A 20,341-nucleotide genomic window follows, 5' to 3' on the forward strand; every position below is an offset into this window, starting at 1 on the left:
TATGAGACCGCATCTGAGTTTGAATATGGCAACCCCTAATCAGGTGCACAATAGAAAAGGCCAGCTACTGGAGCTGGCCTAAAAACTGTCAACCTATCTTAGGACGAGACAGGGTGACGCTAATCTGTCGACCTAACGCAGCAGTGCGCTAAGGGTTAAGCTTCATCGTCACTTAAATAATATAAGCCTTGATTGATTAGCTTGAGCAGTAGCGTTTGCACTTCGGCATATTCACACAGTGCCATGGCGCTGTCGCTATCAAAGCTAACATGGTCGCTTAACTGAGTTAACACGGCTTCTGGCGTATTGGGCAGCTCATAAATTTCGCCATTGATAAATAAGCGAGATTGAGTGTCGTTTTCTAAACGCAGCACTTTTAAGCCGCCGATACGATTAACGCCAGCGCCTTGCTCGAACGCATCCTGCAGATCGCCGGCGTTATAGGCTTCTTCACCCTCACAAATATCCAGTTCAAAACGGTTTTGACTCAACAATTTACCCAGCACCACTTGGTAGCTTGTTGGATCTTGAGCGAGCTGGCTTAACAGCGACATGATCCCGAGCTGATGATCTTGACTGATCACGCCAGGATTCGCAGGCTCAGTCGCAGAGGTAAAACGCTGCTGACCTAAGTTATTGTCGAGCAGGTAATCGGCAACTTCACTGGCGAGTTCTTGTTGGCTTGGCGCGCGGTAACCAATTGAGTAGCTTAAGGCTAAGGTTAAGGTTTCACCGCAGTGTGGGTAGCCAGGCGGAATATATAACACGTCGCCTTTCTCTAATACCACGTCGATGATGGGCTCGAAGTCTTCCACCAGTGGCGAGTTCGGGTTACCGCCACGGCGTTGTTGCGGCGTATTAGCACCCACAGTCCAACGACGCTCGCCTTCACCTTGGATGATAAACACATCGTAGTTATCAACGTGTGGACCGACACCGCCACTTGGCGTTGCGAATGACACCATCAAATCATCGAATCGCCAGTCGGGCAGAAAACGAAACGCTTCCACTAATGGCTGAGAGTCCGGATACCAATGGTTTACGGCTTGCACCAGTAATTGCCAGTGGGTTTCACCGTAATTTTCGTAATCCTCGAACGGGCCTTGGATCACTTCCCAGTTGTCTTTTTGAGTGACCACGATGCGCGAGGTGATTTCTTCTTCACAGGCAAGGCCTGCAAGCTCATCTGCGCTGATCGGATCTTCAAAGTCAGGGAAGGCACCCTTGATGACTACAGGTTTTTGTTGCCAGTGTTCCTTGAGGAACTGGGCGATATCGAGATTGAGTGTATACATAGTGTCAAAAAAGGCGACTACATCGAATGTAACCGCCTTAATCCTTATTTATGGCTGATAAACAATATCAGCTCGCGCATGTTTGCTATTGTGACTTAGCAAACTCCGCTGAGCTAAAAATATTAGTTAAGCTCGTCGACGAAGGCTTCAGCACGGCCAATATAGTTGGCTGGCGTCATCTTCTTCAGCTCTGCTTTCACGTCTTCAGGCAGGGCTAAACCGTCGATGAATACTGCTAATTGCTGGGCATCGATACGCTTACCACGAGTCAGTTCTTTTAACTTCTCGTATGGCTTTTCAATACCATAGCGACGCATAACGGTTTGTACTGGCTCGGCTAGGACTTCCCAGTTTTGGTCGAGTTCGGCACGTAAATGATCTTCGTTCACTTGTAACTTGCTAATGCCTTTTAAGGTGGCTTGGTAGGCGATCAGCGAGTGGGCAATACCCACGCCCAAGTTACGCAGTACGGTTGAGTCGGTCAGGTCACGTTGCCATCTTGATACTGGCAGCTTAGACGCTAAATGTTGCATCAGTGCGTTAGCAATTCCAAGGTTACCTTCAGAGTTTTCAAAGTCGATTGGGTTGACTTTGTGTGGCATGGTTGATGAACCAATTTCACCGGCAACGGTACGTTGCTTGAAGTGACCAAGGGCAATGTAACCCCAAACGTCACGGTCGAAGTCAATCAGGATAGTGTTGAAACGCGCGATAGCATCAAACAGTTCGGCGATGTAATCGTGTGGCTCGATTTGTGTGGTGTAAGCGTTCCAGTGCAGGCCTAAGCTGGTAACAAAACGTTCCGACAGCGCATGCCAGTTCACTTCTGGGTAAGCAGATAAGTGGGCGTTGTAGTTACCCACGGCGCCGTTAATTTTACCCATGACTTCGACAGCTGCGATCTGCTTGATTTGACGCTCTAAACGTACCGCAACGTTGGCCATTTCTTTACCTAAAGTTGAAGGCGAAGCGGGTTGACCGTGGGTGCGTGACATCAATGGCACTGAGCGGTATTCAACGGCCAGTTTTTTGATGGCGCTGAGCAGTTCATTGCAGTATGGCAGAACCACTTGCTCACGGGCTTCGGTCAACATTAAGCCGTGGCTTAGGTTGTTGATGTCTTCAGAGGTACAGGCGAAGTGAACAAATTCACCCACAGCGGCGAGTTCGGCGTTGTCTGCGATTTTTTCTTTGATGAAGTATTCAACCGCTTTTACGTCGTGGTTGGTGGTGCTTTCAATGGCTTTCACGCGTAGCGCATCTTGCTCGCTGAAATTGTCTTTAATTGCATCTAACACCGCGATAGCAGACTCGCTCAATGGCGGCACTTCGGTGATTTCTGGGCAATCGGCGAGTAATTTTAACCAGTTGATTTCAACTTGAACACGGTACTTAGTAAGACCGAACTCGCTGAAAATCCCTCGCAATGACGCTGTTTTACTACCGTAACGGCCGTCTACCGGAGAGATAGCAGTTAGTGCGGAAAGATCCATGTGAAGCTCCTTGATGAAAACTTATTTTATTATAGGGTAAGACTTTTCTTGGCTGCGTCTATGATGGCTTTACGGGCGAAGACTAAGTGTCGACGTTTACCGCCCAGTTGTCGCCATAACACGGCGCTGCGCATGGCTGCTAGCAGCAGGGCGCGAATTTTGTGTTGTACTATCGGACGTTGCAGGCACAGCGGATTGCCTGAGATCTGAATCTTAGGTCCAAGATTACTGATAATGTCGCTATAAATACTGGCCAGATTGGCAATGACTTGCTCGTCGGTGATCGCAAAATGATGTAGCTGGCGATTCACTTGATTGATGCGCTCGGCAAGCATAGCTAACCCGCTATTCGAACGGGTTAATTTACGTTCAAGGGCCAAAATGCCGACCAAATAGCGAGTGATTTCCACATCTTTTTGACTGCTGTCGCCCAGTTGGTTTAACACCAGCTTATAACCTTTGTGCAGCGCGGCCTTGTCTTGATAAACATCGGCGACGCTTTCAGGGTCGGTCACTAAAATGGTGTTTAAACTGGCCGCCAGCTCATCAGTGTCACTCTCACCATGACGGGCTAAATGCTGAACTTGCGCAATGGCCTGCAGTATTCCTGCAAAGGCCATCGTGCGATTATGGAGCTGCTCGTTCACGGCTTATCCTCGGATCAGTTGATCGATAATCCCGCCACCTAGGCACACTTCGCCATCGTAGAATACCGCTGATTGGCCAGGCGTCACGGCGGCAACAGGCTCGTCAAACACCACCTTGAGGGTATTGTCATCAAGATAGGTGAGGGTACAGGGGATATCCTGCTGGCGGTAACGGGTTTTCACCACAATCTGGCTGCCTTCGGCGGGGCCTTTGCGGTCGACCCAATGCAATTGATTGACGAACATGCCGTTTGACATCAAACGTGGGTGATGTCCACCTTGGCCAACGACTAAGACATTACGTTTTAGATCTTTATCCACCACGTACCAAGGATCGTCATTGCTGTTTTTCATGCCGCCAATACCCAGACCCTTACGTTGGCCTAAGGTGTGGTACATCAAGCCTTGGTGCTTGCCAATGACTTCGCCTTCGGCGGTTTCGATATTGCCAGGTTGCGCCGGTAAGTAATTGCCTAAGAATTCAGTGAATTTACGTTCACCGATAAAGCAAATGCCGGTGCTGTCTTTCTTATCATGGGTAATTAAGCCCATTTTTTTAGCGATTTCACGTACTTCGTGCTTTTCGAGTTCACCTACGGGGAACAAGCTGCGCGCCACTTGTTCATGGCTTAAGGTATAGAGGAAGTAGCTCTGATCCTTGTTGTTATCGACCCCGCGCAGCATTTGCGTGGTGCCATCGGCATTATCGCGGCGGCGCACATAGTGACCCATGGCGATGTAGTCGGCATCGAGGATATCGTCGGCAAAGTCTAAAAAGGCTTTAAATTTGATTTCTTTGTTGCACATGATATCGGGGTTAGGGGTACGACCCGCCTTGTATTCGGCGAGGAAGTACTCGAACACATTGTCCCAATATTCGGCGGCAAAGTTGACCGTGTGCAGTTTGATCCCAAGCTTGTCGCATACGGCTTGAGCATCTTTTAAATCTTCGGCGGCCGCGCAATACTCGTCGTTGTCATCTTCTTCCCAGTTCTTCATGAAAAGGCCTTCAACCTGATAGCCTTGCTGCATAAGCAAATAGGCTGAAACAGATGAATCAACACCGCCGGACATGCCGACAATGACTTTTTTTCCTGTATGAGTGGGTTCGATTGATGTCATAGATCCTAAAAACCATTGAGTATATGTATTGGTTAGCCGTGAGAATGGCTCACCTTGGTGGGCCACTCTCACGTTAAAATCTGCGTCTTCGCTTGGACTGTGTTTGATGGCAGACAAGCGGGCGATTCATCGAGCGAGTGTTTGCTAAAACAGCGTTTAAATGCCGTGTTGAATCGCGAATTTACGCGGGGGCGTATTCTATCACGCCTTGTCGCTTGGGGCTATCTTTGACATCCCATTAGACGCTGACTATTGAGTAATTCGAGGGAGTAGGTTTGCCCCTGTTGCTGCTGATGGCGGTAATCATTAAGGCAATCGAGCACCAATGGGCTACGAAGCTGCTCCATTTTGGCTTCGATTTGCTCAAAGCTCAGCCAATGGGCGGCATCGATATCCGCATCCTGTGGCTGAGGAGGGAGCTGTGCATCGACTTGTACGAAAAAGGTAAAGCGCACAAAAGCGAGGGTTTCACTGGCACTAAACTGATAAATCCCCACTAAGGCTTGGGGTTCGAGAGTAAGCCCAGTTTCTTCGAGCACTTCACGTTTACAGGCTTGGATCAGACTCTCATTCGCTTCTAAATGGCCGGCGGGCTGGTTAAAGCGCTGCTCGTCATCAATCCACTCTTCCACTAACAGATACTTATCTTCTGTAGGCGCGTGGATAATACAGGCCACAGTCACATTGGGTTTGTATCTGAGTTTTTCTGCCACGCTAATCACCTTTTTATCTGTTGGTTGGGCACTGCGATATCCTGTTTACTTGCTCTCACGGCGCTACATCATTCAGACATTTGGATGCATTTATGCTCACCTGTAGCTAAATCATCTAGACTCCATTGACCTATTTTATAACGAATGAGTCTTAAGGTCGGAAAACCAATATGGGCCGTCATCCGCCGAACTTGGCGATTGCGTCCTTCATGGATTTGAATTTCCAGCCAAGTGGTAGGGATGTTTTTTCGCTCACGGATCGGCGGATTACGAGGCCAAACATTCGGCGTCGCCATGATGCTGACCTTAGCGGGGAGTGTCATACCATCTTTTAATTCAACACCTTGGCGCAGTTTCGCTAAATCTGCTTCCGTAGGTTCTCCCTCGACTTGCACCCAATAGGTTTTAAAGGTTTTCTTTTTCGGCTCAGTCAGTTTGGCCTGAAGTTGACCGTCGTTGGTGAGGAGTAACAAGCCTTCACTGTCGCGATCCAATCGCCCTGCGGCATACACTCCCGGAATAGGGATGTAATCCTTTAAGGTTTTACGGCCTTGCTCATCGGTAAATTGGCATAGGACATCAAACGGCTTATTAAATAAGACGATCATCGGCTCGCCTTGGGGTTTTGTGCGTGCAGCCGTTGAGCGCTGCTGAGGGCGAGGCTTGGCGCCGCTGCGCTCAGCATTGTTTCGCTTGGCGTTTGCCCCTTGTTGTAAACTTGGCTTGGCATTCTTGGCGAAGGTATGGGGTTTCTTGGCGCTATTGCGGTTATCCGCCGGATTGGCTCGCCCTGTAGCGGGGCGTTTGCCGCTGGCGCGTGGGCTGGATGCGGTTGCTGGCGTGCTGTTTTTGTTCATGCTGTGGCTAATAGTCGCTGTAAGCTGACGACCGAACTTAAAAGTTTGAGGACGTGTATCAATAATCTGTACACAGTGTACTTGGCATTCGCCGTTAGTGGAATTTGAATATTACTGCGAATGCTCTATGATGTCGGCCTGAAAATGTGATCTACGCCTAAATGTTTGTTAGGTATTAATGAGTCGATTTACCCACGTTGGCGAACGCAAAGAGGATGTTGCCGCGGGTTTTGAGGTAGCAGAGGCGTTCACGATTGCCTCGATAGAGAATTCCGCCGTGCCAATGTTTGTTCGTCATGATATAAAATTATTATAAAAATATTAAATTTTACAATAATGTAGGATGTAACATGAAAGATAACTCACCAACAATTATTTATACCGAAACCGATGAAGCACCAGCGCTAGCAACGCTTTCTCTGTTACCTATCATCAAAACCTTTACCGATGCAGCGGGTGTTGCGGTTGAAACCCGTGATATTTCTTTATCGGGCCGTGTGATTGCTAATTTCCCTGAAAAACTGACTGACGCGCAAAAGATTGGCGATCACTTAGCTGAGCTGGGTGAATTAGCGAACCAACCTGAAGCTAACATCATCAAACTGCCAAACATCAGTGCCTCAATCCCGCAGTTAAAAGCTTGTATTTTAGAGCTGCAACAGAAAGGTTACGACATTCCAAATTATCCTGACGAGCCAAAGACTGACGAAGAAAAGTCTATCAAAGCCCGTTACGACAAGATCAAAGGCAGTGCGGTAAACCCTGTACTGCGTGAAGGTAACTCTGATCGCCGCGCGCCGCTGTCTGTGAAAAACTTCGCTAAGAAAAACCCACACTCAATGGGTAAGTGGACCAAAGAGTCTCAATCACATGTTGCTCACATGAGCGAAGGTGACTTCTACGGTAGCGAGCAGTCAGTGACTCTGGCTAACGCAGACACAGTTAACATCGTACTGTCGCAAAAAGACGGTCAAGAAGTGGTATTGAAATCTGGCCTGAAACTGCTCGCTGGTGAGATCATCGACGCGTCAGTGATGAGCAAAAAAGCCTTAGTGAGCTTCTTTGAGCGTGAAATCGCCAATGCCAAGGCTGAAAACGTGTTGTTATCACTGCACCTTAAAGCCACCATGATGAAAGTGTCTGATCCCATCATGTTCGGCCACGCAGTGAAAGTGTTCTTCAAACCCGTGTTTGATAAACATGCGTCATTATTTGCTGAGCTAGGCGTTGATGTGAACAACGGCTTTGGCGATGTATACGCCAAAATCGCTGGTTTGCCAGCCGATGTCCGTGCACAGATTGAAGCCGATATCGCTGCTGTTTATGCTGAGCGCCCAGCGCTGGCGATGGTAGATTCTGACAAAGGCATCACCAACTTACACGTACCAAGCGACATCATTATCGATGCTTCTATGCCAGCTGCCATTCGTTCATCAGGCCAAATGTGGGGCCCTGATGGCAAGTTGCACGACACTAAAGCCCTGATCCCAGACCGTTGCTACGCGGGTGTATATCAAGAAACTATCGCTTTCTGTAAAGAACACGGTGCCTTCGATCCAAGCACTATGGGCAGTGTGCCAAACGTTGGTCTGATGGCGCAAAAAGCCGAAGAATACGGTAGCCACGATAAAACCTTCGAAATCCCAGCCGATGGCCTAGTTAACGTGATTGATGCCAGTGGCAAAGTGTTAATGAGCCACAACGTTGAAGCGGGCGATATTTGGAGAATGTGCCAAGTTAAAGATGCACCAATTCGCGACTGGGTGAAATTAGCCGTACGCCGTGCACGCTTAAGCAATACTCCAGCAGTATTCTGGTTAGATGCGAATCGTGCCCACGATGCGCAGTTGATCGCTAAAGTGAAGCAATATCTGCCTGAGCATGATACTAACGGTTTAGAAATCAGCATCATGTCACCAGAAGAAGCAACACGCTTCTCATTAGTACGTATTAAGGAAGGTAAAGATACTATTTCTGTTACCGGTAACGTACTGCGTGACTATCTGACTGACTTGTTCCCAATCCTCGAACTGGGTACCAGTGCTAAGATGCTGTCTATCGTGCCATTAATGAATGGTGGCGGCCTGTTCGAAACGGGTGCGGGCGGTAGTGCGCCTAAACACGTACAACAGGTTGAAAAAGAAGGTCACTTACGTTGGGACTCTCTGGGCGAATTTCTAGCTTTAGCGGCTTCTTTAGAGCATTTAAGCCAAACTGTGGGTAATCCTAAGGCACAAGTACTGGCGGATACTTTAGATCAAGCCATCGGTCAGTTCTTAGATAGCAACAAGTCACCATCAAGACGTGTTGGAGAGCTGGATAACCGTGGTAGCCATTTCTATCTGGCGATGTACTGGGCACAAGCATTAGCCGCTCAAACCAAAGACGAGCAGTTACAAGCCCACTTTATTCCATTAGCACACGCTTTAAGCGCAAATGAGCAAGTGATTGTTGCTGAGCTAAACAATGCGCAAGGTGCACCAGTGGATTTAGGCGGTTACTATCGTTTAGACGCCGCAAAAGCGGAAAAAGCCATGCGTCCAAGTGAGACATTGAACAAGCTATTAATTGCTTAACGATTTATCGTTAACTTAGCATTCATACTGAAAGGCCTGCATTGCAGGCCTTTTTTATCACACTTAATCTTCGAGAATGCTAACAATCGCCCAATAAAAAGGCAGGGATAAATCCCTGCCTTTTAGATCATTGGCCTCACCAAACGTTATTTTGTTGGTGAAATGGCTGAAGCGTGCATTCCTTTTGGACCCTGTTCTACTTCGAATTGAACTGGTTGGCCTGCTTTTAGAGTTCTATAGCCTTCCATTTCAATGGTAGAATAGTGTGCAAAAACGTCCTCGCCACCTTGATCAGGGCAAATAAACCCGAATCCTTTGGCGTTGTTGAACCATTTAACAGTTCCGCTTGCCATACTTCCACTTCCTTCTGTTGTCTACTTACCAGTAAGATAGTAAAACCTGTATAGACGGGATTGTTTCACCGTCTGAGCTACAGAATGTAAGGAGTAAAAGCGGAAGTCAAGCTAAAATTAACAAAGAGGTAACAACTAATTAATTTGAAGATAGCAATTGGAAGAGGCCAACACGAGAGGCTAGTATTAAAAAATGGGTAAGACAGGAAACATAGAACACGTTGAAGAGCGTGTGGAATCTGAGTTAATGCCACCTTCGATGTATAAGGTGATCCTCAATAATGACGATTACACTCCAATGGATTTTGTGATCGAAGTGCTGCAAATCTTCTTTCGCAAGAATGAGCAGGAAGCCACAGATATCATGTTGACTATTCATCACCAGGGAAAGGGTATCTGCGGGATTTTCCCCTACGGCATTGCAGAAACTAAGGTGATACAAGTAAATCAATTTGCAAGACAAAACCAACATCCGTTACTGTGTTCGTTAGAGAAGGCTTAACAGCGCTTACTCTGTTGTCAGTTGTTAATTTTGGGGGTGCTTATGCTGAACAAAGATCTGGAAGTCACCTTAAATCTGGCGTTTCAGCAAGCCAGAGAGGCTCGTCACGAGTACATGACAGTTGAACATCTGTTATTGGCTCTGATAGACAACCCTGCGGCTCAAGAAGCGCTAATCGCCTGTGGAGCGAATTTAGATAAACTCAGAGATGAAGTAGCAAGCTTTATCCAACAAACCACCCCAATCATTGCGGATATGGATGATGATAAAGAAACCCAACCAACGCTTGGGTTTCAGCGGGTGCTGCAACGCGCCGTTTTCCATGTGCAGTCTTCGGGCCGTAATGAAGTCACCGGTGCCAATGTGCTGGTGGCGATTTTTAGTGAGCAGGAATCCCAAGCTGTGTATCTGCTGCGTCGCAGCGACATCAGTCGTTTAGATGTGGTGAACTATATTTCCCATGGCTTTTCAAAAAATGAGGACAGCGACGCCCATCAAGATCACGAACGCATCGAAGATCAAACCGAAGCGGGTGAAGAGCGTAGCATGTTGTCGCAGTTTGCGAGCAATCTAAACCAGCTTGCAAAACAAGGGATTATCGACCCACTCATCGGCCGCGATCAAGAAATTGAACGGGCAATTCAAACCCTATGCCGTCGCCGTAAAAATAACCCGCTCTTAGTGGGTGAGGCTGGCGTGGGTAAAACTGCGATTGCTGAAGGCTTAGCCTATCGAATCGTCAATAATCAAGTGCCTGAGGTGATGTCGCAGGCGACAGTTTATTCCCTCGACTTAGGCTCCTTGCTTGCTGGCACTAAATACCGTGGCGATTTTGAAAAACGTTTCAAGAGTCTGCTTAAGGAACTTAGCGCCGATAAGCACGCCATTTTATTTATCGATGAAATTCACACCATCATTGGTGCGGGCGCCGCATCGGGCGGAGTGATGGATGCATCGAACCTGCTTAAGCCGTTATTATCGAGCGGTAACTTGCGTTGCATGGGGTCGACCACCTTCCAGGAATATCAAAGCATTTTTGAGAAGGACCGTGCACTGGCGCGTCGTTTCCAGAAGGTCGATATCAATGAACCTTCAGTGGCCGAAACCACAAAAATTCTCATGGGGCTTAAGGCTAAGTACGAAGAGTACCATGGAGTGCGTTATACCCAAGCGGCGATTAATAGCGCTGCTGAGCTGTCGGCAAAACACATTAATGACCGGCATTTACCCGATAAAGCCATCGATGTGATCGATGAGGCGGGTGCGCGCATGGCCATGTTGCCACAGAGCAAACGTAAGAAAACCATCGGTCAGGCCGAGATTGAAACCATAGTGGCTAAGATTGCTCGGATCCCTGAAAAGTCTGTCTCTGCCACCGATAAAGACTTACTGCGTAATCTTGAGCGCAATCTCAAGATGGTGGTCTTTGGTCAAGATAAGGCGATTGAATCCTTAAGCTCGGCGATTCGATTATCACGTAGTGGGTTAGGTACGGATAAAAAGCCTGTGGGTAGCTTCTTATTTGCGGGCCCAACTGGGGTTGGTAAGACAGAAGTCACCAACCAGTTAGCCAGTTGCCTAGGGATGAAGCTGGTGCGCTTTGATATGTCTGAGTACATGGAAAGCCATACGGTTTCTCGCTTAATTGGTGCGCCTCCAGGTTATGTGGGCTACGACCAAGGTGGTTTACTGACCGATGCTGTGATTAAGAACCCTCATTGCGTGGTGCTGCTCGATGAAATTGAGAAGGCTCACCCTGATGTGTATAACTTATTGCTGCAAGTCATGGATAACGGCACCTTGACCGATAACAACGGTCGCAAGGCGGACTTTAGGCATGTCACCTTAGTGATGACGACAAACGCAGGTGTTCAGGAAACGATCCGTAAGTCCATTGGTTTTACTCAGCAGGATCATACCCAAGATGCCCTGTCGGAAATCAACCGGGTCTTTTCACCAGAGTTTCGTAACCGCTTAGATTCCATCATTTGGTTCAACCATTTAGACATGACCATCATTGCCAAAGTGGTGGATAAATTCTTGGTGGAATTGCAGGCACAACTGGATGCGAAACATGTGGTGCTGGAAGTCAGCGATGAAGCCAGAACCTTACTCGCCGAGAAAGGCTATGATAAGAGCATGGGCGCGCGGCCAATGGCCCGTGTGGTGACTGAGCTGATTAAACGTCCGTTAGCGGATGAGATCCTCTTCGGTGCGTTAGAACATGGCGGTATTGCCCATGTCGATGCGAAGGAAGGGGAAATCGTCATTCATACCGAACGGCATGAGAAGAGTACCAGCAAAGCGTAAATGCTTTGAAACCCAATAAAAATGGCTGCAATTGCAGCCATTTTTCTGATCTTTCGCCAACAAAAAAACCCGGCCTCGCCGGGTTTTTCAACTAAGGGTTACTATTAGCGTGCGCGGAAGACAATACGACCTTTGGTCAGATCATAAGGAGTCAACTGAACGGTAACTTTGTCACCAGTCAGAATGCGGATGTAGTTTTTGCGCATTTTGCCAGAAATGTGGGCTATCACCACATGACCATTTTCAAGCTCTACGCGGAACATTGTGTTTGGCAAGGTTTCAAGGATAGTGCCTTGCATTTCAATGTTGTCTTCTTTCGCCATTAATTAGTTATCCCATTAGCCTTCGAATATAAAAAACGGGCGTATCATGCCGCAAATTCACCTTGCTGTAAAGGGGAAGTGCCTAGCAAACTTGGGAATACTCCCAGCCTTGAGGGGTTAAAATCTGATAAGGGCGGTATAAGCGCTTGTAGGACATTTTTCGATTTGCATCAATTTGATACCCGAGATAAAGAAATTCTTTATACTGTAATTTTGCTAAGCGGCACTGGAGTAAAATGAGCAGTGAGCCAAGGGAGCGGCGTTCTTCATCGGGGTCAAAATAACTGTAAATAGCCGATAAACTATTGGGGAGCGTATCTGTCACGGCCACCGCTAAAAGTCGATTTCCATCATAGACTTCGATAAAGGTTGGCGGTAGCCAATGGCAAAATAAGAACTGCTCATACTGCGACTTACTCGGGGGAAACATGGGGCCATCGAAGTGGCGCTCACGAATGTATTTTTCATACAGGGCGTATTGAGCCTCGGTATGCTCTGAGGTAATACGCCAAGTTAAATCGCGGTTATGGGCTAAAGTGCGTTTTTGCCGTTTAGAAGGCATGAATTCATTAATCGGCAGACGAATCGGCTGACAGGCACTGCAACGAGGACAGCGTGGTTTATAAATGGCGCTGCCACTGCGGCGAAAACCTATGGCTAATAGGCGATCAAATAAAATGGGGTCGAGGGTTTCCTCTTGGATCACCAACAGTTGTTCCTGCTGTCCATCAAGATAACTGCAGGGGAAGATTTGGCTGATCCCAATGGCGATGGGCGTGTTACTCGCGTTAGAGTTCAAGAGTGACCTCACTCGGTATCCAAGCCGCTGGGTTGACGGGCTTATCCCTAAACCGAGTCAAAAGTTGAATAAAATCAGCGCGTTTGACTGGCTTGGCCCCCAAGCTCTCAAGGTGGGGATTCATCACCTGTGCGTCAATCAATTTAAAATTCATTGTGATGAGATGCTGTTGTAGCACTGCCATGGCCGCCTTTGACGCGTTGGTTTCGCGGTGGAACATGGATTCCCCACAAAAGACTTGGCCGATAGCAAGGCCATAAAGCCCGCCAATTAATCGCTCGCCGTGCCAGACTTCGATGGAATGGGCATGGCCATTATGATGTAACTCGCGGTAAGCCATTTGAATTTCATGGGTTATCCAAGTGCCGGCTTGTTTCCGCCGAGGTTGAGCGCAGCCCGCCATCACATCGGTAAAGGCATGGTTGATGGTGAATCGCCAGGGCTGTTTTTTTAAATATTTGCGTAGACTGGTGCTGATATTCACTTGGCCAGGAATAAAAATGGCGCGGGGGTCGGGTGACCACCATAAGATGGGATCGTCGGCGTTAAACCAAGGAAAAATGCCATGATAATAGGCGGTTAATAAACGTTCAGGGCGAAGATCGCCGCCTATCGCCAATAAGCCGTTTGGATCGGTTAGGGCGAGTTCGGGTGAAGGAAAAGCTTCAAATTCGTGATTCAGAAAAGACAGTGAGTTCACAATTGCGTATGATTCAGTAATAGACCCTTATATTAAGTTAGCGGAAATTCGGATATGTGGAAACCTACACTAGCGAGCTTTATGTTTATTTGTGCTTTAGTGATTTCTCCCGTGCAAGCAGGCTACGATCGTAATCAGGCTGTGCCGGTCGAAAAAGTCCTCTATGGCGATATCAACTCTGTACGCAATATCACCGAAACCCAATTGATTGAAGACAGAAACCAAGGTTGGAAAACCTTTGGCGGCGCCTTAGCGGGCGGGGTGATTGGTCATCAATTTGGTGGTGGTTCAGGCCAAGATATCGCGACCGTATTGGGGGCCTTGATTGGTGCTGGTGTTGGCAATCGTTATGGCAGTGGCACTACGGTACAATCACTTAAGCTAGTGGAGCTGATGATCACTCAGGAAGATGGCACGCAAGTCATGGTGATCCAAGATTATGATCCCGGCATGGTGTTCAATGCGGGGGATAGGGTACGTGTGGTGTACCTGCAAGGTGGGGTTCGCGTTGATTTAGCCATGTGATACAGTACGAACTTAAGCGTAACTGCCTATAATCAATAAAAAAGTGTAAACGGTGATGGAATGACACGGACAGAACTAACCCAATATTTAGCCGATTTTTTGCGCGTATCGGCCTTTAAAGATTACGCCCCGAATGGGTTACAGGTTGAAGGGAAAGCTGAGATCTGCACCATAGTGACAGGTGTGACGGCGTGCCAAGCGTTAATTGATGAAGCGATTCGCCTCAAAGCCGATGCGATTTTGGTTCACCATGGCTTTTTCTGGAAGAGTGAACCTGAGGTGATCACCGGCATGAAGCAGCGGCGGATCAAAGCCTTACTCGCCCATGATATCAACCTGTTTGGCTATCACTTGCCCCTAGATGCTCACCCTATGTTGGGAAACAATGCCACACTCGGCCGTAAACTTGGGATGCTCGATGCCGAAGCGGTTGAAGATGTGGCGCAGGGACTCGTGTGGCGCGGCAAACTGGATTTACCCGTCAGTGCCAGTGAATTTGCCGCGACCTTAGGTGATGTACTTGGCAGAACGCCACTGCATATTGGTGAAAGTTCGGATGAAATCCAGCACTTAGCTTGGTGTACCGGTGGCGCTCAGGATTATATCGATATTGCCGCAAGCCTTGGGGTCGATGCGTTCATCAGTGGCGAAGTGTCCGAGCGGACGTTCCACAGCGCAGTGGAGCAGGGGATTCACTATTATGCTGCGGGTCACCATGCAACCGAGCGTTTTGGCATTGAGGCGCTGGGGCGTCATCTCGCCCGCGAGTTTAATTTAGTGCACCATTTTGTGGATATCGCTAACCCTGTCTAATGTGTTGCCTTTGTCTTATGTAAATTTTCCCTAAGTTTCAGTCAGCCTAAGTTTGAATAAGCCACAGTTTAAATAAGTCCTAGGGTCGATAGGATAAAAATGCCTAAGGTGCAGGTGAGCAGTGAGCAAACTGTGGTGAGGGCGATAATATTGGCGGCTAGGGTGGCATTTCCCCCCATGGCCCGCGCCATCACATAACTTGCGGCCGCCGTGGGCGCGGCGCTCATTAAAAACACTAAGGCCAGTTCCACACCGCGATAGCCAAGTATCAAGGCTCCTAGGGTGATGAACAGTGGCGCAAAGATCAGTTTTAAGGCGGTCGAGAACCAAGTGGAATACTTTTCATGTCTGAGCGAGCCAATATCCAGTGAGCCGCCAGTACACAGCAGTGCTAAAGGGAGCGTCATATTGGCAAAGTATTGTCCAGCGTCTAGAACCATTTTAGGTACGGGGATCGCCAGCAGATAAAACAGCATGCCGAGCATAATGGCAATGATCAGCGGGTTTTTGGTGATGGTTTTAATGATCACCGCAAAGGCGCGGCGGCTCGATTCTTCTCCCCGCGGGCTTAAACAAATCACGGCTTGGATATTGTAGAGCAGTGTCATGGATGCCACATAAACGGCTGCTAAAGCAACACCCGATTCGCCATAGGCATTAGAGACATAGGCTAGGCCGATAATGGCGGTATTGGCTCTAAATCCCCCTTGAATGATGATGCCTTGATCCTTCGGCTCGGGGAAAAATCGTTTCGTCGCGTAGGTCGAGAGAATAAAAAACAGTAAGTTGGCTAATAAGCCATAACCGATTAACGGCGCACTGGCGGCAAGATCGTGGTGCGAGCTAATGATGCTGAGAAACAACAGCGCGGGCAGGGTGACATTAAAAACCAGCTTAGAGGCGACATCAATAAAGTGCTCATCAATCACCTGGGTGCGTTTAAGCATCACGCCTAAGGCTAACATTAAACAGATGGGACCGGTTATTGAAGCAGAAAACAACAACTGCTCAATGATATTGCCCATAACTTCTCCTCGAAAATTCCATAGTGCGTTGCCGCGACACAGTGCGGCTTGGCTATTACAACAGCTATTACAACAGCTATTACAACAGCTATTACAACAGCTATTCCAACAACGATTACAGCTCAGCCAGGACAGCTTAGTGATTGCGGCCTCGCGATTAACGCTTAGCCACAGGCGCGATAGTGTCCCACTGTAAGCCGCTTGTCGAGAGCGCATTCGGCTAGGCTCCCAGAAAAAGCGTAAAGGGATGTTTTTACCAATAAATAAGGCCGCATTTAATGCGGCCTTATGTCGGTTTAGCAGTAGCTTGAGTCGTGCTCTGTGTTTTACTTCACACGCATGCCAGGTTGTGCGCCTTCATGGGGTTCTAGAATCCACAAATCGCTACCACCAGGGCCTGCTGCCAGTACCATGCCTTCTGACATGCCAAAACGCATCTTACGTGGCGCAAGGTTGGCGACCATCACAGTCAACTTGCCTTCGAGATCCTCAGGCGAGTAGGCCGATTTAATGCCTGCAAATACCTGACGGGTTTCGCCGCCGATATCCAATTGCAGTTTTAACAGTTTGTCGGCTTCGGCCACATGCTCGGCTTTGACAATACGGGCAATACGCAGATCGATTTTAGCGAAATCTTCATAGTTAATGGTGTCGCTAATCGGATCGCTCGCCAATGGGCCCTTAGGCGCTTCAGGCTCGCTCGTGGCTTGCAGGTTTTCTTTAGAGTCGGCAACCATAGCGTTAACCTTGTCTAATTCAACACGTTGCATCATGGCTTTGAATGGTGCAATTTCGTGTCCTGCCATATCTTGGCCTAAGCTATCCCAAGTTAAAGTCTGTTGGAAGAAGGCTTCAACATCCAGCGCTAAACGTGGCAACACAGGTTTTAAGTAAGTGACCAGAATACGGAACAGGTTCAGGGCGTTCGAGCACACTTGGTGCGCGGCTTCCTGTTGATCGTCTTGCTTCACTAACTGCCAAGGCGCCGCATCGGCGACAAAACCGTTGGCGATATCGGCCAGTGCCATGATTTCGCGCATCGCTTTACCGTATTCGCGGGTTTCATAAAACTCGGCGATTTGCTCTTGCTTAGCTAAAAACGCATCCGTGAGCGTGGTGTCGGCTATCTTGGCCAACTTGCCATCGAAACGCTTAGTGATAAAGCCTGCAGTACGAGACGCTAGGTTAACGAGTTTGCCCACTAAGTCTGAGTTTACGCGCTGAACGAAGTCTTCTAAATTCAGGTCGAGATCGTCGATACGGCTGCTCAGCTTGGCGGCGTAGTAGTAGCGTAAGTATTCAGGATCTAAGTGGTCTAAATAGGTGCGCGCCTTAATAAAGGTACCCTTAGATTTAGACATCTTAGCGCCGTTCACTGTCACATAACCGTGGGCGTAGACACTGTTAGGTTGACGGTAGCCTGAGCCATGGAGCATGGCCGGCCAGAATAGGCTGTGGAAGTAAACGATATCTTTACCGATAAAGTGGTAAACTTCGGCCTTAGAATCCTTGGCCCAAAATTCGTCAAAACTCAGCTCTGGGCGTTTGTCACAGAGGTTTTTGAATGAGCCCATGTAGCCGATAGGCGCATCTAACCACACGTAGAAGTATTTGCCTGGAGCATCTGGGATCTCAAAACCAAAGTAAGGCGCATCACGGGTGATGTCCCATTGCTGCAGACCCTGTTCGAACCATTCATCGAGCTTGTTGGCCATTTCGGTTTGCAGTGCACCCGAGCGAGTCCACTCTTTGAGCATGTCTTCGAAGGCGGGTAAATCGAAGAAGAAGTGCTCAGTGTCCTTCATCACTGGCGTTGCGCCAGAGACGGCCGACTTAGGGTTAATCAGCTCAGTTGGGCTGTAAGTTGCGCCGCAGGCATCGCAGTTGTCGCCGTATTGATCCGGTGATTTACACTTAGGGCAGGTGCCTTTTACGAAGCGGTCTGGCAGGAACATCGACTTTTCAGGGTCAAATAATTGCGAAATGCTCTTGCTCTTGATATAGCCGTTAGCACGCAGTTTTAAGTAAATATCGCTCGCCAGCACGCGGTTTTCTTCACTGTGGGTGCTGTGATAATTATCGAAGGCGATATTAAAATCGGCGAAATCCTGCTGATGCTCTTTGTTGACTTGCGCGATCATTTCTTCAGGCGCCATGCCTAATTGCTGCGCCTTAAGCATAATCGGTGTGCCGTGGGCGTCATCGGCACAAATATAGTGGCACTCATGTCCACGAAGCTTTTGATAACGGGACCAGATATCCGTCTGGATGTATTCCAGCATGTGACCTAAATGAATCGGTCCGTTCGCGTAGGGAAGTGCGCTGGTCACGAGAATTTTACGTTGTGAAGTTGCCATCTTGTCTCAAATATCGTGGTGGGCCAAAAATAATGGTAGAGATACTAACCGATTACAGGATGATTTTCATCAAAACCTGAGTCGATTGGGTTAAATCTGCGCTAATGTTTTTGTCATTATCTGGTACACTTGGGCAAATTTATTGGTGGGGGTAATTCTTTTGTCTTCAACTCAAACTGATTATCGTTTAAGTGACGATCTTCTCGGGCCCGTTCTGGCCATTCTCGATGCATATATCGACCCGTATTTAGCGAAGGGGTTAGTGAGCGCAGGATGCGTGAATAAATTGGCGATTGAAGGTAAGCGTTTGCAGCTTGGCTTAGTCTATCCATACCCTTGCATGACGCAATATCGTGATACTGTCATGGCAATCACCAACAAACTCGCGGTGCTGGATGCCATCGACGAAGTTGAGTGCGAAATCGATTTCCAACCAAAAGTGTATTCGGCGATTGCCTCTATTGCACCGATTGCCAATGTGAAGCAAGTGATTGCGGTCGCGTCTGGCAAAGGCGGTGTGGGTAAATCGACTACAGCGGTTAACCTTGCCTTAGCTCTGGCAGCAGAAGGTGCCCAGGTCGGTATTTTAGATGCCGATATTTATGGTCCTTCCGTCCCATTAATGCTCGGGATCCCCAATTTCAGACCCGTTTCCCTCGATGGTAAACACATGAGCGCCGCCAGTGCCCATGGGATTGCCGCTCAATCAATTGGTTTTATGTTAAGTGGAGATGAAGCCGCAGTATGGCGTGGTCCTATGGCGGCGGGCGCGCTTGCGCAGCTGCTCAATGAAACCCAGTGGCCTGAACTCGATTATCTGGTGGTCGACATGCCGCCAGGGACGGGGGATATTCAATTGACCCTGTCACAAAAAGTGCCTGTCAGCGGCGCTGTGATTGTGACTACCCCGCAGGACATCGCACTGGCCGATGCCAAGAAAGGCATCACCATGTTCCAGAAGGTGAATATCCCCGTCCTCGGGATTGTTGAGAATATGAGTTTCCATTTATGCCCCGAGTGTGGTCATAAAGAACACCCATTTGGTACGCACGGTGGCAGTAAAATGGCCGAGCGTTATCAAGTTCCACTGTTAGGCGCCTTGCCGCTGCACATCAATATCCGTGAAGCCATGGATGTGGGTGCGCCGACGGTTGTGGCCGAGCCTGACAGTGAAGTGGCAGCACTTTATCGGGAAATTGCCCGTAAAGTGGGCGCCGAATTGGCTCTCAAACAGAGTCAAAAAACAGTTTCTATTAGCGTATCAGATGACGAGTAAGGTTTAAGGGTATGAATTCTCAGCAGTGTGTCATTATTGCAATTGCTGGCGCGTCAGCATCGGGCAAGAGTTTAATTGCCAAGACGATTTTTGACGAACTTCGCCGCGATTTAGGCACAGATCAGATTGGGGTAATTAACGAAGACGCGTACTATCGCGATCAGAGTCATTTATCCATGGATGAGCGTGTGTTAACAAACTACGACCATCCCAAAGCGTTAGACCATCAGCTGCTATGCACGCACTTGCAGTTGCTAAAGTCTGGCGAAGCTGTTGATATTCCTTGCTATAGCTATACCGAACATACGCGTATGGCCGAAACCGTAAAAATGACGCCGAAAAAAGTGATCATTTTAGAAGGCATTCTGCTGTTAACAGACCCTAAATTACGTGAATTGATGGATGCGAGCGTATTTATGGATACGCCGCTGGACATTTGCTTCCTGCGCCGCTTAACCCGCGACGTGGCCGAGCGTGGCCGTACAATGGAATCGGTGATTTCACAGTACAAGAAGACAGTGCGTCCTATGTTCCTGCAATTTATTGAACCTTCAAAACAATACGCTGATATTATCGTGCCTCGCGGCGGTAAAAACCGCATCGCGACCGATATTTTGAAGACTCGTATTCAACATCTACTGGCAAAATAACGACT

General features: G+C 48.3%; 20 protein-coding genes. 7 read left to right on the plus strand and 13 right to left on the minus strand.

From position 1 onward, the window contains the following. Window positions 1-155: 155 nt before the first annotated feature. The 7 genes from L2713_RS15605 to L2713_RS20545 all read right to left on the minus strand — a co-directional run bounded on the left by L2713_RS15605 (window position 156) and on the right by L2713_RS20545 (window position 6,425). Window positions 156-1,295, minus strand: coding sequence for a ribosomal protein uL16 3-hydroxylase (locus L2713_RS15605; RefSeq protein WP_248968510.1), 1,140 nt, complete (start codon window positions 1,293-1,295; stop codon window positions 156-158). A 122-nt stretch (window positions 1,296-1,417) separates the two neighbouring features. Then, window positions 1,418-2,788 carry an adenylosuccinate lyase gene (gene purB, locus L2713_RS15610; protein ID WP_248968511.1) on the minus strand — a complete coding sequence of 457 codons (1,371 nt, stop codon included), beginning with the start codon at window positions 2,786-2,788 and terminating at the stop codon, window positions 1,418-1,420. Window positions 2,789-2,817: 29 nt separating this feature from the next. Continuing rightward, entirely contained in the window at window positions 2,818-3,435 is a 618-nt protein-coding gene (gene hflD / locus L2713_RS15615) for a high frequency lysogenization protein HflD (RefSeq protein WP_248968512.1), read from the minus strand. A 3-nt stretch (window positions 3,436-3,438) separates the two neighbouring features. After that, window positions 3,439-4,557, minus strand: a complete 1,119-nt coding sequence (gene mnmA, locus L2713_RS15620) for a tRNA 2-thiouridine(34) synthase MnmA (RefSeq protein WP_055648406.1) — start codon at window positions 4,555-4,557, stop codon at window positions 3,439-3,441. Window positions 4,558-4,778: 221 nt separating this feature from the next. After that, window positions 4,779-5,270: an NUDIX hydrolase gene (locus L2713_RS15625; RefSeq protein WP_248968513.1), complete on the minus strand. Its 492-nt coding sequence runs from the start codon at window positions 5,268-5,270 to the stop codon at window positions 4,779-4,781. A gap of 68 nt (window positions 5,271-5,338) precedes the next feature. After that, the gene (locus tag L2713_RS15630) at window positions 5,339-6,127 is read right to left on the minus strand and encodes an rRNA large subunit pseudouridine synthase E (protein WP_248968514.1); all 789 of its coding nucleotides are present in this window, start codon (window positions 6,125-6,127) and stop codon (window positions 5,339-5,341) included. Between the two features lie 175 nt (window positions 6,128-6,302). Beyond that, the gene (locus tag L2713_RS20545) at window positions 6,303-6,425 is read right to left on the minus strand and encodes a hypothetical protein (RefSeq protein WP_258405807.1); all 123 of its coding nucleotides are present in this window, start codon (window positions 6,423-6,425) and stop codon (window positions 6,303-6,305) included. Between the two features lie 52 nt (window positions 6,426-6,477). On the opposite strand from L2713_RS20545, the gene L2713_RS15635 reads away from it, so the two are divergent. Next, the gene (locus L2713_RS15635; RefSeq protein WP_248968515.1) at window positions 6,478-8,703 is read left to right on the plus strand and encodes an NADP-dependent isocitrate dehydrogenase; all 2,226 of its coding nucleotides are present in this window, start codon (window positions 6,478-6,480) and stop codon (window positions 8,701-8,703) included. A gap of 146 nt (window positions 8,704-8,849) precedes the next feature. On the opposite strand, the gene cspD is transcribed toward L2713_RS15635, so the two are convergent. Continuing rightward, complete coding sequence (cspD, locus tag L2713_RS15640; protein WP_011072576.1) at window positions 8,850-9,056, minus strand: cold shock domain-containing protein CspD; 207 nt, start codon at window positions 9,054-9,056, stop codon at window positions 8,850-8,852. A gap of 193 nt (window positions 9,057-9,249) precedes the next feature. Here cspD and clpS point away from each other — a divergent pair, with 193 nt between their 5' ends. After that, the gene (clpS, locus tag L2713_RS15645; protein ID WP_011622425.1) at window positions 9,250-9,558 is read left to right on the plus strand and encodes an ATP-dependent Clp protease adapter ClpS; all 309 of its coding nucleotides are present in this window, start codon (window positions 9,250-9,252) and stop codon (window positions 9,556-9,558) included. A gap of 42 nt (window positions 9,559-9,600) precedes the next feature. Beyond that, complete coding sequence (gene clpA, locus L2713_RS15650; protein WP_248968516.1) at window positions 9,601-11,868, plus strand: ATP-dependent Clp protease ATP-binding subunit ClpA; 2,268 nt, start codon at window positions 9,601-9,603, stop codon at window positions 11,866-11,868. 104 nt (window positions 11,869-11,972) lie between these two features. Here clpA and infA read toward each other — a convergent pair whose 3' ends face one another. The 3 genes from infA to aat all read right to left on the minus strand — a co-directional run bounded on the left by infA (window position 11,973) and on the right by aat (window position 13,690). Next, window positions 11,973-12,191 (minus strand): translation initiation factor IF-1, encoded by a 219-nt coding sequence (gene infA, locus L2713_RS15655; protein WP_006081934.1) that lies wholly within the window; start codon window positions 12,189-12,191, stop codon window positions 11,973-11,975. Between the two features lie 82 nt (window positions 12,192-12,273). After that, window positions 12,274-12,990 (minus strand): arginyltransferase, encoded by a 717-nt coding sequence (locus L2713_RS15660; RefSeq protein ID WP_248968585.1) that lies wholly within the window; start codon window positions 12,988-12,990, stop codon window positions 12,274-12,276. After that, window positions 12,980-13,690: a leucyl/phenylalanyl-tRNA--protein transferase gene (gene aat, locus L2713_RS15665; protein WP_248968517.1), complete on the minus strand. Its 711-nt coding sequence runs from the start codon at window positions 13,688-13,690 to the stop codon at window positions 12,980-12,982. The genes L2713_RS15660 and aat overlap by 11 nt, the downstream gene beginning before the upstream one ends. Window positions 13,691-13,744: 54 nt before the next feature. Here aat and L2713_RS15670 point away from each other — a divergent pair, with 54 nt between their 5' ends. Together L2713_RS15670 and L2713_RS15675 are read left to right on the plus strand one after the other, a co-directional pair. After that, a complete protein-coding gene (locus L2713_RS15670; RefSeq protein ID WP_069455124.1) occupies window positions 13,745-14,215 on the plus strand; it encodes an outer membrane lipoprotein in 471 nt (156 codons plus the stop codon). Window positions 14,216-14,275: 60 nt separating this feature from the next. Beyond that, window positions 14,276-15,028 (plus strand): Nif3-like dinuclear metal center hexameric protein, encoded by a 753-nt coding sequence (locus tag L2713_RS15675; RefSeq protein WP_248968518.1) that lies wholly within the window; start codon window positions 14,276-14,278, stop codon window positions 15,026-15,028. A 68-nt stretch (window positions 15,029-15,096) separates the two neighbouring features. Here L2713_RS15675 and L2713_RS15680 read toward each other — a convergent pair whose 3' ends face one another. Both L2713_RS15680 and metG read right to left on the minus strand, forming a co-directional pair. Next, window positions 15,097-16,053 carry an AEC family transporter gene (locus tag L2713_RS15680; protein ID WP_248968519.1) on the minus strand — a complete coding sequence of 319 codons (957 nt, stop codon included), beginning with the start codon at window positions 16,051-16,053 and terminating at the stop codon, window positions 15,097-15,099. A gap of 326 nt (window positions 16,054-16,379) precedes the next feature. Further along, window positions 16,380-18,410 (minus strand): methionine--tRNA ligase, encoded by a 2,031-nt coding sequence (gene metG, locus L2713_RS15685; RefSeq protein ID WP_086903590.1) that lies wholly within the window; start codon window positions 18,408-18,410, stop codon window positions 16,380-16,382. 160 nt (window positions 18,411-18,570) lie between these two features. Here metG and apbC point away from each other — a divergent pair, with 160 nt between their 5' ends. Together apbC and udk are read left to right on the plus strand one after the other, a co-directional pair. Continuing rightward, on the plus strand, window positions 18,571-19,686 hold the full coding sequence (gene apbC / locus L2713_RS15690; protein ID WP_011625975.1) for an iron-sulfur cluster carrier protein ApbC: 1,116 nt from the start codon (window positions 18,571-18,573) through the stop codon (window positions 19,684-19,686). A gap of 11 nt (window positions 19,687-19,697) precedes the next feature. Further along, window positions 19,698-20,336, plus strand: coding sequence for a uridine kinase (udk, locus tag L2713_RS15695; protein ID WP_011072566.1), 639 nt, complete (start codon window positions 19,698-19,700; stop codon window positions 20,334-20,336). Window positions 20,337-20,341: the final 5 nt, after the last annotated feature.

It is taken from the genome of Shewanella seohaensis, from assembly GCF_023283775.1.
Taxonomy (GTDB): Bacteria; Pseudomonadota; Gammaproteobacteria; order Enterobacterales; family Shewanellaceae; genus Shewanella; species Shewanella seohaensis.

Excerpts from the sequence above, each read along its gene's own strand:
- L2713_RS15605 (WP_248968510.1), bottom strand. The coding sequence starts at position 1,295 with ATGTATACACTCAATCTCGATATCGCCCAGTTCCTCAAGGAACACTGG.
- purB (WP_248968511.1), bottom strand. The coding sequence starts at position 2,788 with ATGGATCTTTCCGCACTAACTGCTATCTCTCCGGTAGACGGCCGTTAC.
- mnmA (WP_055648406.1), bottom strand. The coding sequence starts at position 4,557 with ATGACATCAATCGAACCCACTCATACAGGAAAAAAAGTCATTGTCGGC.
- L2713_RS15630 (WP_248968514.1), bottom strand. The coding sequence starts at position 6,127 with ATGAACAAAAACAGCACGCCAGCAACCGCATCCAGCCCACGCGCCAGC.
- L2713_RS20545 (WP_258405807.1), bottom strand. The coding sequence starts at position 6,425 with ATGACGAACAAACATTGGCACGGCGGAATTCTCTATCGAGGCAATCGT.
- L2713_RS15635 (WP_248968515.1), top strand. The coding sequence starts at position 6,478 with ATGAAAGATAACTCACCAACAATTATTTATACCGAAACCGATGAAGCA.
- cspD (WP_011072576.1), bottom strand. The coding sequence starts at position 9,056 with ATGGCAAGCGGAACTGTTAAATGGTTCAACAACGCCAAAGGATTCGGG.
- clpS (WP_011622425.1), top strand. The coding sequence starts at position 9,250 with ATGGGTAAGACAGGAAACATAGAACACGTTGAAGAGCGTGTGGAATCT.
- clpA (WP_248968516.1), top strand. The coding sequence starts at position 9,601 with ATGCTGAACAAAGATCTGGAAGTCACCTTAAATCTGGCGTTTCAGCAA.
- infA (WP_006081934.1), bottom strand. The coding sequence starts at position 12,191 with ATGGCGAAAGAAGACAACATTGAAATGCAAGGCACTATCCTTGAAACC.
- L2713_RS15670 (WP_069455124.1), top strand. The coding sequence starts at position 13,745 with ATGTGGAAACCTACACTAGCGAGCTTTATGTTTATTTGTGCTTTAGTG.
- L2713_RS15675 (WP_248968518.1), top strand. The coding sequence starts at position 14,276 with ATGACACGGACAGAACTAACCCAATATTTAGCCGATTTTTTGCGCGTA.
- L2713_RS15680 (WP_248968519.1), bottom strand. The coding sequence starts at position 16,053 with ATGGGCAATATCATTGAGCAGTTGTTGTTTTCTGCTTCAATAACCGGT.
- metG (WP_086903590.1), bottom strand. The coding sequence starts at position 18,410 with ATGGCAACTTCACAACGTAAAATTCTCGTGACCAGCGCACTTCCCTAC.
- udk (WP_011072566.1), top strand. The coding sequence starts at position 19,698 with ATGAATTCTCAGCAGTGTGTCATTATTGCAATTGCTGGCGCGTCAGCA.